The sequence below is a fragment of the Burkholderia sp. NRF60-BP8 genome, assembly GCF_001522585.2.
In the GTDB taxonomy this organism is placed as follows: Bacteria; Pseudomonadota; Gammaproteobacteria; order Burkholderiales; family Burkholderiaceae; genus Burkholderia.
Genome location: NZ_CP013372.1, coordinates 1,296,558 through 1,309,941, shown reverse-complemented (window position 1 = coordinate 1,309,941; position 13,384 = coordinate 1,296,558). Strand labels below are relative to the sequence as shown.

The 13,384-nt window shown below is 69.4% G+C and carries 13 protein-coding genes; 8 read left to right on the top strand and 5 right to left on the bottom strand.

The window, feature by feature from the left end; genetic code table 11:
• The first annotated feature begins 69 nt into the window (after window positions 1–69).
• Complete coding sequence (locus WS54_RS05980; protein WP_050010988.1) at window positions 70–561, top strand: 2,4'-dihydroxyacetophenone dioxygenase family protein; 492 nt, start codon at window positions 70–72, stop codon at window positions 559–561.
• 83 nt (window positions 562–644) lie between these two features.
• Here the strand turns inward: WS54_RS05980 and WS54_RS05975 are convergent, their stop codons facing one another.
• Together WS54_RS05975 and WS54_RS05970 are read right to left on the bottom strand one after the other, a co-directional pair.
• Complete coding sequence (locus tag WS54_RS05975) at window positions 645–1,793, bottom strand: epoxide hydrolase family protein (protein ID WP_059783599.1); 1,149 nt, start codon at window positions 1,791–1,793, stop codon at window positions 645–647.
• An 87-nt stretch (window positions 1,794–1,880) separates the two neighbouring features.
• Window positions 1,881–2,840, bottom strand: a complete 960-nt coding sequence (locus tag WS54_RS05970; protein ID WP_034204900.1) for a GlxA family transcriptional regulator — start codon at window positions 2,838–2,840, stop codon at window positions 1,881–1,883.
• A 132-nt stretch (window positions 2,841–2,972) separates the two neighbouring features.
• On the opposite strand from WS54_RS05970, the gene WS54_RS05965 reads away from it, so the two are divergent.
• A complete protein-coding gene (locus tag WS54_RS05965) occupies window positions 2,973–3,773 on the top strand; it encodes an SDR family NAD(P)-dependent oxidoreductase (RefSeq protein ID WP_059785027.1) in 801 nt (266 codons plus the stop codon).
• A 253-nt stretch (window positions 3,774–4,026) separates the two neighbouring features.
• Here WS54_RS05965 and WS54_RS05960 read toward each other — a convergent pair whose 3' ends face one another.
• Window positions 4,027–5,373, bottom strand: coding sequence for an MFS transporter (locus WS54_RS05960; RefSeq protein WP_059783601.1), 1,347 nt, complete (start codon window positions 5,371–5,373; stop codon window positions 4,027–4,029).
• A gap of 186 nt (window positions 5,374–5,559) precedes the next feature.
• Window positions 5,560–6,519 carry an MBL fold metallo-hydrolase gene (locus tag WS54_RS05955; RefSeq protein ID WP_034204902.1) on the bottom strand — a complete coding sequence of 320 codons (960 nt, stop codon included), beginning with the start codon at window positions 6,517–6,519 and terminating at the stop codon, window positions 5,560–5,562.
• A gap of 177 nt (window positions 6,520–6,696) precedes the next feature.
• Between WS54_RS05955 and WS54_RS05950 the strand changes: the two genes are divergently transcribed.
• Window positions 6,697–8,346, top strand: coding sequence for an IclR family transcriptional regulator (locus WS54_RS05950; RefSeq protein ID WP_059783602.1), 1,650 nt, complete (start codon window positions 6,697–6,699; stop codon window positions 8,344–8,346).
• Between the two features lie 225 nt (window positions 8,347–8,571).
• Entirely contained in the window at window positions 8,572–8,715 is a 144-nt protein-coding gene (locus tag WS54_RS05945; protein ID WP_230624783.1) for a hypothetical protein, read from the top strand.
• A 423-nt stretch (window positions 8,716–9,138) separates the two neighbouring features.
• Here the strand turns inward: WS54_RS05945 and WS54_RS05940 are convergent, their stop codons facing one another.
• Window positions 9,139–9,621 (bottom strand): Lrp/AsnC family transcriptional regulator, encoded by a 483-nt coding sequence (locus WS54_RS05940; protein WP_006479115.1) that lies wholly within the window; start codon window positions 9,619–9,621, stop codon window positions 9,139–9,141.
• 283 nt (window positions 9,622–9,904) lie between these two features.
• Here WS54_RS05940 and WS54_RS05935 point away from each other — a divergent pair, with 283 nt between their 5' ends.
• The 4 genes from WS54_RS05935 to WS54_RS05925 all read left to right on the top strand — a co-directional run bounded on the left by WS54_RS05935 (window position 9,905) and on the right by WS54_RS05925 (window position 13,372).
• On the top strand, window positions 9,905–10,561 hold the full coding sequence (locus WS54_RS05935) for a LysE family translocator (protein WP_059783604.1): 657 nt from the start codon (window positions 9,905–9,907) through the stop codon (window positions 10,559–10,561).
• A gap of 64 nt (window positions 10,562–10,625) precedes the next feature.
• Window positions 10,626–10,772, top strand: coding sequence for a hypothetical protein (locus tag WS54_RS33540; RefSeq protein WP_159086634.1), 147 nt, complete (start codon window positions 10,626–10,628; stop codon window positions 10,770–10,772).
• A gap of 37 nt (window positions 10,773–10,809) precedes the next feature.
• Entirely contained in the window at window positions 10,810–11,241 is a 432-nt protein-coding gene (locus tag WS54_RS05930; RefSeq protein ID WP_059505133.1) for a YqaA family protein, read from the top strand.
• Window positions 11,242–11,389: 148 nt separating this feature from the next.
• A complete protein-coding gene (locus WS54_RS05925) occupies window positions 11,390–13,372 on the top strand; it encodes a methyl-accepting chemotaxis protein (RefSeq protein WP_059783606.1) in 1,983 nt (660 codons plus the stop codon).
• Window positions 13,373–13,384 lie beyond the last annotated feature (12 nt).

Below are 13,384 nucleotides of genomic sequence, written 5' to 3'. Positions count from 1 at the left end.
GTCCCCGCTCGGCCGCGCGATCCGGCTCTGCGATAATGCGGGCTTCCCGTTTTCGCGCCGCCTTCCGCCATGACGCAGCCGTCCGCCCCGCTCTCCACCGACCTGCCGCCGATCTCGTGCCTGCCCGGCGATGCGCTGCCGTGGCTGCCGATGAGCGCCGACCTGCCGGGGCTCGCGATCAAGTACCTGCACATCAATGCGGCCGAGGACACGCTGACCGCGCTGCTGAAGATGCCGGCCGGCGGCACGCTGCCGCGCCACCGTCACGACGGCGAGGTATTCGTCCATACGTTGCAGGGTGCGTGGCGCTACCGCGAATACGACTGGGTCGCGCACGCCGGCTCGACGGTGCTCGAACCGGCCGGCTCGGTGCACACGCCTGAAACGCTCGGCGCGCCGGGCGAGGACGTGATCACGCTGAACGTGATGCGCGGCGATCTCGTGCTGCTCGACGACGACGGCCGCGAAACGGCGCGCGAGAATTGCCGCGTCGCGCTGCTGCGCCAGCGCAAGCATGCGCGTACGGCGCCGGATGCCGCCACGGCGTTCGTTACGCGATAACGCAGGCGGCACGATCCGCATCGGCCGCTCCCGTCCCGCGTGAGCAGGGTCCGGTACAGGTTTGCTCCCGCCGGCTCACCCCGTTACCGGAAGCGCCTGAAAAACCGCCGAATATCGTCGGCCAGCAAGTCCGGCTCCTCCATCGCCGCGAAATGGCCGCCGCTCGGCATGTCGGTCCACTGCACGACGTCGAATACGCGTTCGAGCCAGCTGCGCGGCGGCCGGCTGATCTCCTTCGGAAAGCGCGCGAACGCGACCGGCACCGCCACGCGCTGCCCGGCCGCGAAGCGCATCGGCTGCAGCCGGTTCTCCCAATACATCTGCATCGACGAGCCGATGCAGCCGGTGAACCAGTAGAGCGATATGCCGGTCAGCAGCGTGTCGTGCGAGAAACGGCGCGCGACGTCGCCGTCGCAATCGCTCCACGCACGGAATTTCTCGGCGATCCACGCGGCCAGCCCGAGCGGCGAATCGTTGAGCGCGACCGCCAGCGTCTGCGGCTTCGTCATGTGGACGTGCGCGTATCCGCCTTCGAGCGCCGCCCAATCGCCGCGCTGCTTCAGGAACGCCTGCTCGTCGTCGGTCGGCGGCCGCGCCGCATCGATCGGCGGGTCGTAGTTGCCCGGCAGGTAGTTCAGATGGACGCCGTCGACCACGCCCTCGTGCCGCGCGCCGAGCGCGATCGACACGCCCGCGCCCAGATCGCCGCCCTGCGCGCCGAACCGGCGGTAACCGAGGCCGGCCATCAACTCCGCCCAGCAGTCGGCGACCTGAAGCGCCGACGTGCCGGGCGCCGCCGGTGCGGGAGAGAACAGGAAGCCGGGCAGCGACGGCGCGACGATGTCGAACGCGTCGTCCGGATCGCCGCCGAACGCGGCCGGATCGCACAGGCGGTCGATCAGCGCATGGAATTCGAATGCGGAACCCGGCCAGCCGTGCGTGACGACGAGCGGATAGGGTTTCGGCCCCGTACCGCGCCGATGCACGAAATGCACGCGCCGCCCGCCGACGTCCGCGACGAACTGCGGCAGCCGGTTCAGCGCGCGTTCCGCCGTGCGCCAATCGAAGCCGTCGGCCCAGTACGCGGCCAATTCGCGCAGCCACGCGCCGTCGACGCCCTGCTGCCACGGCTCGGCGGGCGTCAGGTTCGGCGGGCGGGTGTCGCGCACGCGCCGACGCAAATCGTCGAGCGCGTGCTCGGGGATCGCAATGTCGAACGGTTCCGTGTGCATGGTGTCTCCTTCGCGACGAACGTCGATGGAGATTCTGCGCGATTTTGCCGGCACGCGTCGGACGGCGCCTGCTGCCCCGCCGGCTCGTCAGCCCGCTGCCGGCGCGTCCGCCCGCGCATCGCGCCGCAACGCCTGCGGCGGCACGCCGAACCCGCGCACGAACGCGTCGCGCATGTGCCGGCGATCGCGAAAACCGTTTTCCTTCGCGATCACATCGAGCGGATGACGGCTCTGTTCGATCATCAGCCGCGCCGATTCGAGCCGCAGCCGCTCGATCGCCTTCGCGGGCGACTGCCCGGTTTCGAGCGTAAACACGCGGCTGAACTGGCGCGGGCTCAGGTGGACGGCCTCGGCCAGCGTCTCGACGGTCAGCGCGCGGCCGAGATTGCGGCGCGCGTAGTCGAGCGCGTTCTGGATCCGGTCGGATTTCGGCGCGAGATCGAGCATTTCCGAATGCTGCGACTGGCCGCCGGCCCGGCGCTGATGCATCACCAGCTTGTGCGCGACCGAGCGTGCGGCGTCGGCGCCGAGGTCCTTTTCCACCATCGCGAGCGCGAGATCGAGCCCGGCCGTCATCCCGGCCGACGTCCAGATCGGGCCGTCGACGATGAAGATCCGGTCGTCCTCGACGCGAATCTCCGGGTAGTGCCGCTGCATGTCGCGGCCGAACGCCCAGTGCGTGGTCGCGCGACGCTGCGCGAGCAGCCCGGCTTCCGCCAGCACGAATGCGCCCGTGCAGATGCCGGCAATCCGCCGCGCATGCGCGTTCGCGCGGCGCAGGTAAGCGACGACGCCGAGCGGCGCCGGCGCGGCGAGCGGGTCGTTCACGCCCGCGACGATCCACGTATCGACGCCGAGCCGGCCGCGCAGCGCACGCGTGGCGACCGGCAGCCCGAGCGACGAGCGGACGTCGCCGCCGTCGACCGAGTAGTTGGCCATCGCATAGAACGGCGTGTCCAGCCCCATGTTCGCGTACTCGAACACCGACTGCGCGGCGAGCGCCATGATCTGAAAGCCGTCGCTGATCAAGAAGCCGATTCGGTGCATGTGCGTTCTCCGGTCGCGTGCCGATTGGCCCGATGTCCGGAATCATACCTATCTACGTCATTTGTGTCGCAACGCTTCGAGGCCAGAATGCATTCACGCCATCCGGCCATCCTCAGCGAAACGGAGTACATCATGACGCAAGCACATCGCGGTACCGCCCTCATTACCGGCGCATCGTCGGGCATCGGCGCCGTCTACGCGGATCGCCTCGCGCGCCGCGGCTACGACCTGATCCTGGTCGCGCGCAGCCGCGACCGGCTCGGCGCCCTCGCCGACCGCATCACGAACGACACGCAGCGCAGCATCGAGATCGTCGACGCGGACCTCAACGACCGCACGGCGCTCGCCGCGGTCGAAGCCAAGCTGAAACAGGACGCGAGCATCACGCTGCTCGTGAACAACGCCGGCATCGGCACGCATGCGCCGTTGCTCGACAGCGACGTCGACGCGATGACGCGGATGATCGACCTGAACGTGACCGCGCTCACGCGCCTGACCTATGCGGCCGTGCCCGGTTTCGTCGCACGCGGCCACGGCGCGGTGATCAACATTTCGTCGATCGTCGCGATCTCGCCGGAAACGCTGAACGGCGTGTACGGCGGCAGCAAGGCATTCGTGCTCGCATTCAGCCAGTCGCTGCATCACGAGCTCGCCGGCCAGGGCGTGCAGGTACAGGCCGTGCTGCCCGGCGCGACGGCCACCGATTTCTGGCAGACGGGCGGCCTGCCGCTCGAGCACCTGCCCAAAGAGATCGTGATGAAGGCGACGGACCTGGTCGATGCGGCGCTGGTCGGGTTCGATCGCGGCGAACTCGTGACGATTCCGTCGCTGCATGCGGGCGACGAATGGGAGGCGTACGAGGCTGCACGCCGCACGATGGCGCCGCATTTGTCGGCGGATACGCCCGCGCCGCGCTACGCGCCGGCTCGCTGAGCGCACGCCGGACCGCCGGCGGCTCGTACTGTTGCCGCGGTCCGGGATCGACACGATATGGCGGAAGAACACGAACGGCACGATCCGCGCGCCGATGCGGCGCTACAACGCGTCGCCGGTCGCGCCGTCGCGTCGCGCGCGGCGTGAGCTTGCAGACGGGCTTACCTCGCTCGTCTCCTCGACGGATTCCGGTGCAGACGGGGGATGAACGCCGATCGCCGCCGCCCGCGGGCGACGACCGGCCCTTGCCCGTTCAGCCGCGCCGCGGGCCTTCGCCCTTCACGCCGACCGTCAGCGCCACGCCGCTCGCGACCAGCAGCGCGGCGAGCAGATACACGGCCAGATCCATGCTGCCCGTGCGCGTGCGGATCATCCCGATCACCCACGGGCTGACGATGCCGCTCGTGATCCCGATGCTGCTGATCAGCGCGATCCCTGCCGCGGCCGCGTTGCCGGACAGGTAGCGGGTCGGCACGGCCCAGAAGATCGGCAGCGCGGCGAAGATCAGCGTCGCCGCGATCGACAGGCAGACGAGCATCGCCGCGAAGCTGGGCAGGTGCAGCGTCAGCGCAGCGAGCGCGAGCCCGCCGCCGATCGTGCAGCACGCGAAGTGCTTGCGGCGCTCGCCGGTGCGATCCGAGCGGCGCGCGATCAGGATCAGCCCGACCGCCCCCACCGCGTTCGGCACGACCGTATAGAGGCTCACGGCGACGACGTCGGTCACGCCGAAGTCGCGGATCATCAGCGGCATCCAGAAGTTCAGCGTCAGCGACGCGCAAGTCAGCGAGAAATAGACGAACGCGAACAGGTACACGCGCGGGTTCGCGAGCGCGGCCATCACGCTGCGCCCGTCGTGCGCGCCGCCGTGTGCGCGGCCTTCGGCGCACAGCGCGGCGACGCGCGCCTTTTCGTCGGACGTGAGCCACGCGGCGTCCCGAGGCCGGTCGACGAGGCACGTGAACGCGGCGAATGCGAGCAGGATCGCCGGCGCGCCCTCGATCGCGAACATCCACTGCCAGCCGTGCAGCCCGAGCACGCCGCTCATGTCGCGCATGATCCAGCCGGACAGCAACCCGCCGAGCACGCCGGCCACCGCGACGCCCGCGAAGAACACGGAGATCGCCGCCGCACGCCGGTTCGCGGGAAACCAGTAGGTCAGGTACAGCACGATGCCGGGGAAGAAGCCGGCCTCGAACACGCCGAGCAGGAAGCGCAGCACGTAGAAATGCGCCGGCTGCGACACGAACATCATGCCGGTCGACGCGATGCCCCACAGCAGCATGATCCGCGTGAACGTTCGGCGCGCGCCGAACCGCGCGAGCAGCATGTTGCTCGGCACTTCGCAGCACACGTAGCCGACGTAGAACACCGCGGCGCCGAGCCCGTACATCGCGTCGCTGAAGCCGAGATCGTGCTTCATCTGCAACTGCGCGAAGCCGATGTTGATGCGGTCGAGAAACGACACGACGTAGCAGAGGAACAGGAACGGGACGATCCGCCACGCGATCTTGCGGAACAGCAGCGCATCGTTCGATGCGGAAGTCGGCGCCGAAGCGCTCGCGTGCGCGAGCGTCGCTTCGGCGGGAAGCGATTGGGGCATGTCTCTCTCCAAACGGGCCGCGCGCCGTCGAGCGCGCAGCAGTCTCCGAGGGCGTGCATGCGCCCTGCTTTCTTGTGAGACCGGATACGGTTGCCGGCACCGCGGCGCGATGCCGCCGCGAATGCCGCCACCCTCAGAAAAACGGCGATGCGGTCATGTGAACGCCGCCCCGCCGCCGTGCGCCGTTCAGTCCTGCAGCGCGGCCCACATTTCCTTGTCGCGCTGCGCGGTCCAGATGCGCGGATGCGTGATGCCGCTCGCTTCGTCGAACGCGCGCGACACGTCGAACGGCAAACAGTGCTCGTAGATGAACACGTGGCCGAATTTCGGATCCATCGCTTCGCGCGTGAGCGCCATCGCCGCCTTCAGGTCGAGATTGCGCTCGACCGCCTTGCGGCCCTGCGCGAGCAGCGTCGTGACGAAATCCTTCGTGTAGTCGAGGCCCTTGTCGACCTCGGCCGGATTCAGCAGCGCGGGGCCGCGGCCCGGCACGAGCTTCTCGGCGCCGAGCGCGCGCAGCGCCTCGAGCGTGGCCGGCCACTGTTCGAGCTGGGCGTCGCCGCAATAGCACGCGGCGTCGTATTCGACGAGGTCGCCCGAGAACAGCACCTTCTGCGACGGCAGCCACACGATCGTGTCGCCCTTCGTGTGGCCCGAGCCGACGTGCATGATCTTCACTTCGAGCTTGCCGAGGAACAGCGTGATCTCGCGCTCGAACACGAGCGTCGGCCAGGTCAGGCCCGGCACCGTCTCGACGCCGGCGAACAGGCGCGGAAAGCGCTCGATCTCCGACTTCATGTCGGCCTCGCCGCGCTCGACGATCATCTCGTACGTGCCGCGGCTCGCGATCACGTGCTGCGCGCCTTCGTCGAAGTACGCGGACGCGCCGAGCACGCGCACCGCGTGGTAGTGCGACAGCACCACGTGCTTGATCGGCTTGTCGGTCACGCTGCGGATCTTCGCGATCAGGTCCTGCGCCATCGCGGGCGTCGCGGTCGTATCGACGATCAGCACGCTGTCGTCGCCGACGATCACGCCCGAATTCGGGTCGCCTTCGGCCGTGTACGCGTATGCGTTCTCGGACAATTGCGTCCAGGTGACTTTCTTCTCTTCCAGATCGGCTTGGGAGGCAAATGCTTTGGCCATTGTGCGTTCCGTGGCTTCGAGCCATGTGTTGAGGGGAATGAGCGGATCATCTGCCCGCACCGAATATTTGTCAATGACAAACATGCTTGTTATTGTCTAATTCGGGTAAACCTGCGGGCTGGCGCGGGAAATGGCGTCGGATACCATGCGGGGTTTCGTCAACGGAAGAATCATCGCGTGCAGAACCACGAAGTCAGCGCGGACGATGCGCCGCCCAAGGCGCAGCGCGGTATCCAGAGTGTCGAGGTCGGCGGCCGGCTGCTCGACGCGCTCGCGCGCCGGCGCAAGCCGCTCGGGCTGTCGGAGCTGGCCGCGGCCGCCGATCTTTCCACCGCGCAGGCGCACACCTATCTCGTGAGCCTGACGCGGCTCGCGCTCGTCAAGCGCGATGCGATCACCGGCAACTACGAACCCGGCCCGCTGTCGCTGCGGCTCGGGCTGATGTCGATCGAGCGCCAGCCGGCCTACCGCGCGACGCTGCCGCACGCGGCGCGGCTCGCGGAAACGGTCGGCCTGAGCGTCGCGCTGTCGGTGCCGGGCGTGCTCGGCCCGACGATCGTGCGCATCGAGCGCGGCGGCTATCCGCTGCACATGAACCTGCACGTCGGTTCGGTGATGTCGCTCGACACGACGGCGACCGGCCGGGTGTTCCGCGCGTTCGGCGACGCCGCGCAACTCGACGCGATGGCGGCCAGCCAGGCCGGCGCGGGCGGCACGCTCGCCGGCGCCGACAGCGCGTCGGGCGCGCCCGACGGCGATACGCAACACGTCGACCTCGACACGATTCGCCTGCGCGGCATCGAACGCAGCATCGACCGGCCGAGCCCGGGCGTCAGCGGGATGTGCGTGCCCGTTTTCGATACGCACGGGCGCCTGCAACTCGCGTTGACGGTGATCGGTTCGACGGGATCGATCGATGTCGACTGGGACGGCCCGATCGCGGCGGCCTTGCGCGACGCGGCGCGGCAAGCCACCGCGTCGCTCGGCGCCGCGCGTGCGGAACCGGCGCCCGCGCCGGCGCCGGGCGCCGCGCGCGTCCCGCCCGCGCTGGCCGACGACGCGAAAGCCCAGCGCGGAATCCATGCGCTCGACAGCACCGGCGAGCTGCTGCTCGCGCTGGTGTCGGCAGGTCGCGCGCTGCCGCTGCGCGATCTCGCGACGGCGGCCGGCATGCCGGCCGCGAAGGCATTTCCGCATCTCGTCAGCCTGCAGAAGATCGGCCTGCTGAGCCGCGACGACGCCGGCTGCTTCGACGGCGGCCCGCTCGCGCAGGCGCTCGGCCTGATCGCGATGCAGCGCGTGTCGCCGACGCGCGACGCGGAAGCCGAGATCGTCGCGCTCGCCGGCGCGACCGACATGAGCGTGGCCGCCGCGACGCTCGGGCCGCTCGGGCCGACCGTGATCCGGCTCGAGGAATCGGCGCGGCCGCAGCACGTGAGCCTGCAGGTCGGCACCGTGATGTCGCTCGTCAATACGGCGATCGGCCGGATTTTCGCGTCCGGCATGTCCGACGACGTGCTGGCCGACCTGCTCGCCAACGAACCCGTGCGCCTCGCCGGCGCGCCCGCCGCACCGGACGACGCGGCCTTCCGCGCCCGGCTCGCGGCGATCCGCGCGGACGAACTCGATTTCGCGTTCGACGCGCCGGTGCCGGGCATCGGGACGATTGCCGCACCCGTGTTCGATCACACCGGCAGCATCCGGCTCGTGATCGCGATCATCGGCTCGTCGCGCGGCTTTCCGCGCGGGCCGGACAGCGAGCTGGCGCAGACGCTGCGGGCCGCGACGCGGCGATTGTCGTGGCGCTTCGGATGGATCGGCCGGTAATCGCGCCCGTTCCGTACGCTCGAATTCCTTTTTCCTCCACGTGCATCCTTGCCGGCACGGCCGCGTCGCGGCTGTCCGGCACGCCTGCGCCGCCGACGTTCATGTTGCGTAGCAGCAACAGGAATTGTCAGTAATTCTCATATAACGAAATCGCATTTCACAAGACGGCAGCCCTTCGCTATGATTAGGGTTATCCCTAATTCGCCACCTACATGGGGCTTCGTCATGCAAACGTCTAATGTCTCCGATCGTTCCACCCAATCCGCTGGCTGGCTCGCACGCGTGGGCGAGCTGTTGGCAGAAGCCTGGGCACTGCATCTCGCGAACTGCGAAGTCATCGCCGAAGCACACGCGCGCCTGCCGCGCTGAGCCGACTGCCGGCCGCTCGATGCGCTTGCGGTGACGCACGCCGACAGCGGCCGTTGCGCCGGGCAACCGGCGGTCGCGCCGGTCAGCTGGCAAGCGGCCGGGCTCGTCCCGGCCGAATACGCTCGCCACGCGGCGAGCGTTTCAAGATCGTATCGAGGCCGTGTTTCAGGCCGGGTTCGGCCCGATATCGGCGCCGATTGATACGGATTGCCGCCGGCCGCATGCCTCGGCCCAAAGCCGTTCCCGGCCGGCCCGCGATCGTGCCCGGCCATCGCGGACGGAAGATTCTTCCGTTTTCGCGTGTTCGCCGGCCATCCCGCCGGCGAGCCGTCGCCGTCGGCCGTTCGCCGGTTTCGTCCGCGCCAGCGCGTCGCCGCCAACGCCCGCCGTTGCAACGACGGCCGCGCGCGCGGCTCCGCTCCGTCACACCTGAATCGAAGGCACGTCCTTCATGCACCGCAGCGCGAACATCGAGCGGCTGTGGCGGATGCTCGAAATCCGGTACAGCTTTTCGCGCAGGAAGCGCTCGTAGCCGGCCGTGCCGTCCACCGCCACCTTGATCCAGTAGTCGTACTCCCCCGACACCAGATACGCCTCGAGCACCTCCGGCAGCGCCGCCAGCTCGGCGCCAAAGCGCGCCAGCGCGTCGTCCTCGTGGCGATCGAGCGTGACTTCGAGGATCACGATGTCCGCGTAGCCGAGCTTGCGCTGGTTGACCAGCGCGACATAGCCGTCGATGTAGCCGTCGAGTTCGAGTTGTCGCGTGCGGTTCCAGCAGGCGGTGGTCGACATGCCGATCTGTTCGGCCAGTTCGGCGTTCGACAGACGCGCATTTTTCTGCAATGCACCGAGGATCTTGCGGTCCTGATTGTCGAGCGTTTTCGGCGTGCGTTCGCGGGTAGCCATGACGGGAAGAATCTTCTACTGAAAATCGGCATTCTATCTGAACAGGATTCCGGTTTCATGTCCATTTTGCTGGAAAACAGGAAGCCTTTTAACCGGGCCGCTTGATACATTTTCTCCATGCCTGCTGGCCGGCACGCTCCCCGCGACACCCGTCGCAGCGGGACGCACGGCCGCAATCACGAGTTGCGGTGCCGGCCCGCAGGCATGCGATTCCCCGCCGCCCGCACGCCTATCCGACCGCGTGCGGGGCCGGTGCCTGCGTCCCCGTTCCTGCCTGTCCGTCATGTCGTTCAAGCTTTATCTGTCGTTCCTCGCCGCTTCCGTCGTCCTCATCTACGCGCCCGGCCCCGTCAACCTGCTCACGATGAACCAGGCGCTGCGCACCGGCTGGCGCCGCGCGCTGCCGTGCGTGTGGGGCGGCACGCTCGCCGTGCTGCTGCAACTCGCGCTGACCGCGCTGTGCCTGAATTCGCTGGTCCACCTCGACGAACACGCGCTGACCGTGCTGCGCTGGGCCGGCGCCGCATATCTCGTCTGGCTCGGCGGCAAGCAATGGCTGAGTCGCGCGCCAGGCGGCGCAGCCGGGGCACCGGCCGACGCCGGCGCCGGAACGGCAAGCGCCGCGCCGGACACCGACACCGGGCGCGCGCTGTTCTGGCGCGGCGTCGCGACTTCCGGGCTGAATCCGAAGACGCTGCTGTTCTTTCCGTCGTTCTTTCCGCAGTTCATCAGCCCGAATGCCGACTGGAGCCTCAACCTTCAATACCTGCTGCTCGCCGCGACGTTCGCGCTGCTGTTCGCGGGCGGCGTCGCGTCGATGGCGCTGTTCTCGCACCGGCTGAGCCGCGCGTTGCAGCGGCCGGCGCGCATGCGTGCGATGAACCGCGTGACGGGCGGGCTGCTCGTCGGGATGGGCGCGATCATGGTCGGCTGGAATTGAACGGCCGCGCGGACGGTCGCGCGCGTGAGCGTGAGCGTGGCCGCGCCCCGCACGGCTGCGGCCGTTGAAACCCGACACGGCGTTCCCGCCGCAACGGTTCGCCTGCACGCCCAACGACGAACCGGTCGATAGGTCGACGATTCCGAACCTGCCGTTCGGCACGGCCGATGCCGCGTTGATGCCGCGCGCCGGCGATCCCGGAGCCGTGTGACCCCGGCCCGCCGCCGCGCGGCCGGTACAATCGCGCGATGTCCGAATTGCTCACCTACGGCGGCCTGTTCGCCGTGTCGATGGTCGCCGCGACCCTGTTCCCGCTGCAATCCGAAGCCGTGCTCGCCGGCCTGCTGCTGGCCGGGCGCGAGCCTGTGTGGGCGTTGGTGCTCGTCGCGAGCGTCGGCAATGTCGCCGGCTCGGCGATCAACTGGGCGCTCGGCCGAGGGATCGAGCATTTCCGCGAGCGCCGCTGGTTTCCGGTCAAGCCGTCCGCGCTCGCGCGCGCCGAGCGCTGGTATGCGCGCTACGGCCGCTGGTCGCTGCTGCTGAGCTGGGCGCCGGTGATCGGCGATCCGCTGACGATGATCGCCGGCGTGCTGCGCGAGCCGCTGCCCACGTTTCTCGCGATCGTGACGATCGCGAAGGTCGGCCGCTATCTGGCCGTCGCGTGGCTCGTGACGCACTGAAACCGTCCGTCATCCGGTTGCGCGGGTCGAGCCGACGCATGCCGCCGCCGTGCGCGCGCCGCTAAAGAATTCGCCGAAACTGCCGATGACCCGTCGACAAGCGGTGACGCGTGCGTTCCGCCCCCTCTCTCCCCACTCAGGATCCCGTATGAGATTGACCCAATTGGGCCGGGTGAGCGTCGGTACGCGTCTTGCCGCGCTGGCGTGCGCGCTCGTTGCACTGCTGTTCACCGTTTTCGCGTGGGCGCTCGCCCATTTTGCCGGCCAGCAACTCGCCGACGAGGCGCACGCACGGATCGCCGACAAGGAGCAGTCGATCGGCGCGATGGTCGAACTGTTCGACAAGGCGCTGTCGGCCGAAGCGACACGCGCGATGACGCTGTTCGCGAGCTTCCTGCCGGCCGATTTCGCGCTCGATCCGGCGCGCACCGTCGACATCGGCGGCGTCGCCGCGCCGACGCTGTCCGCCGGCGGCCAGCCGCTCGACCTCGACTATTCGATTCCCGACCAGTTTCTGAAGAAAAGCGGTGCGATCGCGACGATCTTCGCGCGCGACGGCGACGACTTCGTGCGCATCACGACGTCGCTGAAGAAGCAGGACGGCGCGCGCGCGGTCGGCACGAAGCTCGACCGCGCCGGCCCCGCGTACGCGCCGCTGGTCGCCGGGCGCAGCTACACCGGCCTCGCGAAGCTGTTCGGCCGGCCGTACATCACGCAGTACAAGCCGGTGACCGACGCGACCGGCCGCGTAATCGGCGCGCTGTTCGTCGGCCTCGACATCGGCGCCGAGCTCAAGCTCGTCGAAGACGGCATCCGCTCGCTGAAAATCGGCGACAACGGCTACTACTTCGTGCTCGATGCATCGCAGGGCCCGTCGCGCGGCGCGTTCGTCGTGCATCCCGACGCGGCGGGCCAACCGGCCGACGGCACGCGCGCGCCCTACGCGCAGATGCTCTCGGCCGGCCAGGGCCGGCTCGCGTACACGTCGACCGACCCGGCCGCGCACGACCGCGGGCCGACCGCGAAAGTCGTGTCGTTCACGACGATTCCGCAGTGGCAATGGCTCGTCGGCGGCATCGCGCTCGACGACGAACTGCTCGCCACCATGCGCGCCACCCGCAACCGTTTCCTGATGATCGGCGCCGTGCTCGTCGCGGCGTTCGCGACGCTGTTCGTCATCGTCGTGCGGCGCGTCGTGAGCCGGCCGCTGGAAGCCGCCGCACGCGCGTCCGAGCGCTATGCGGCGGGCGACCTCAGCGTGCGTATCCGCGACGGCGCGAACGCGCACGACAGCGCGGGCAACGACGAGATCAGCCGGCTCGTGCAGGCCGTCGACGGGATCGGCGACGGCCTCGCGCGAATCGTCGCGCAGGTGCGCAACAGCGCGGCCGACATCGCGCACGGCACGGTCGGCATCGCGGCCGGCAGCGGCGACATCGCCGCGCGCATCGCGACGCAGGCGAGCAGCGTCGAACAGACGGCCGCGAGCATGGAGCAGATCACCGCCGCCGTGCAGCAGAGCGCCGAGCATGCGGCGCAAGCCAACGCGCTGGTCGCGGACGCGTCGGCCGCCGCGACGAACGGCGACGCCGCGGTGCAGCGCGTGGTCGCGACGATGGACGACATCGGCCGCGCGACGCGCCGGATCGCCGAGATCACCGGCGCGATCGAAGGCATCGCGTTCCAGACCAACATCCTCGCGCTGAACGCGGCCGTCGAGGCCGCCCGCGCGGGCGAACACGGCAAGGGCTTCGCGGTGGTCGCGGCCGAGGTGCGCGCGCTCGCGCAACGCAGCGCAGCCGCGGTCAAGGAGATCGACACGCTGAGCACCGAATCGTCGACGACGGTCGAACAGGGTTACCGGATCGCGGACGCCGCGCGCGGCACGATGCGCGACATCGTCGCGCGGGTCGACCAGGTCCGCACGCTGATCGGCGAGATCAGCGCCGCGTCGCGCGAGCAATCGATCGGCATCGAGCAGGTGAACCTGGCCGTCACGCAGATCGGCGACGCGACGCAGCAGAATGCGAGGCTGATCTCGGACGCCGAGCGCGCGGCCGTCGCGTTGCGCGACCAGGCCGCGCAACTGTCGGAGGCGGTGAGCGTGTTCCGGCTGGCGCGCGGCGCGTAATCTCGCGATCGT

What these genes read in the sequence shown, in the direction of transcription:
- WS54_RS05935 (WP_059783604.1), top strand. Translation starts at nt 9,905, where the DNA reads ATGTCGTTCAAGCTTTATCTGTCGTTCCTCGCCGCTTCCGTCGTCCTC.
- WS54_RS05955 (WP_034204902.1), bottom strand. Translation starts at nt 6,519, where the DNA reads ATGGCCAAAGCATTTGCCTCCCAAGCCGATCTGGAAGAGAAGAAAGTC.
- WS54_RS05940 (WP_006479115.1), bottom strand. Translation starts at nt 9,621, where the DNA reads ATGGCTACCCGCGAACGCACGCCGAAAACGCTCGACAATCAGGACCGC.
- WS54_RS05970 (WP_034204900.1), bottom strand. Translation starts at nt 2,840, where the DNA reads ATGCACCGAATCGGCTTCTTGATCAGCGACGGCTTTCAGATCATGGCG.
- WS54_RS05945 (WP_230624783.1), top strand. Translation starts at nt 8,572, where the DNA reads ATGCAAACGTCTAATGTCTCCGATCGTTCCACCCAATCCGCTGGCTGG.
- WS54_RS05975 (WP_059783599.1), bottom strand. Translation starts at nt 1,793, where the DNA reads ATGCACACGGAACCGTTCGACATTGCGATCCCCGAGCACGCGCTCGAC.
- WS54_RS05925 (WP_059783606.1), top strand. Translation starts at nt 11,390, where the DNA reads ATGAGATTGACCCAATTGGGCCGGGTGAGCGTCGGTACGCGTCTTGCC.
- WS54_RS05965 (WP_059785027.1), top strand. Translation starts at nt 2,973, where the DNA reads ATGACGCAAGCACATCGCGGTACCGCCCTCATTACCGGCGCATCGTCG.
- WS54_RS05930 (WP_059505133.1), top strand. Translation starts at nt 10,810, where the DNA reads ATGTCCGAATTGCTCACCTACGGCGGCCTGTTCGCCGTGTCGATGGTC.
- WS54_RS05980 (WP_050010988.1), top strand. Translation starts at nt 70, where the DNA reads ATGACGCAGCCGTCCGCCCCGCTCTCCACCGACCTGCCGCCGATCTCG.
- WS54_RS05960 (WP_059783601.1), bottom strand. Translation starts at nt 5,373, where the DNA reads ATGCCCCAATCGCTTCCCGCCGAAGCGACGCTCGCGCACGCGAGCGCT.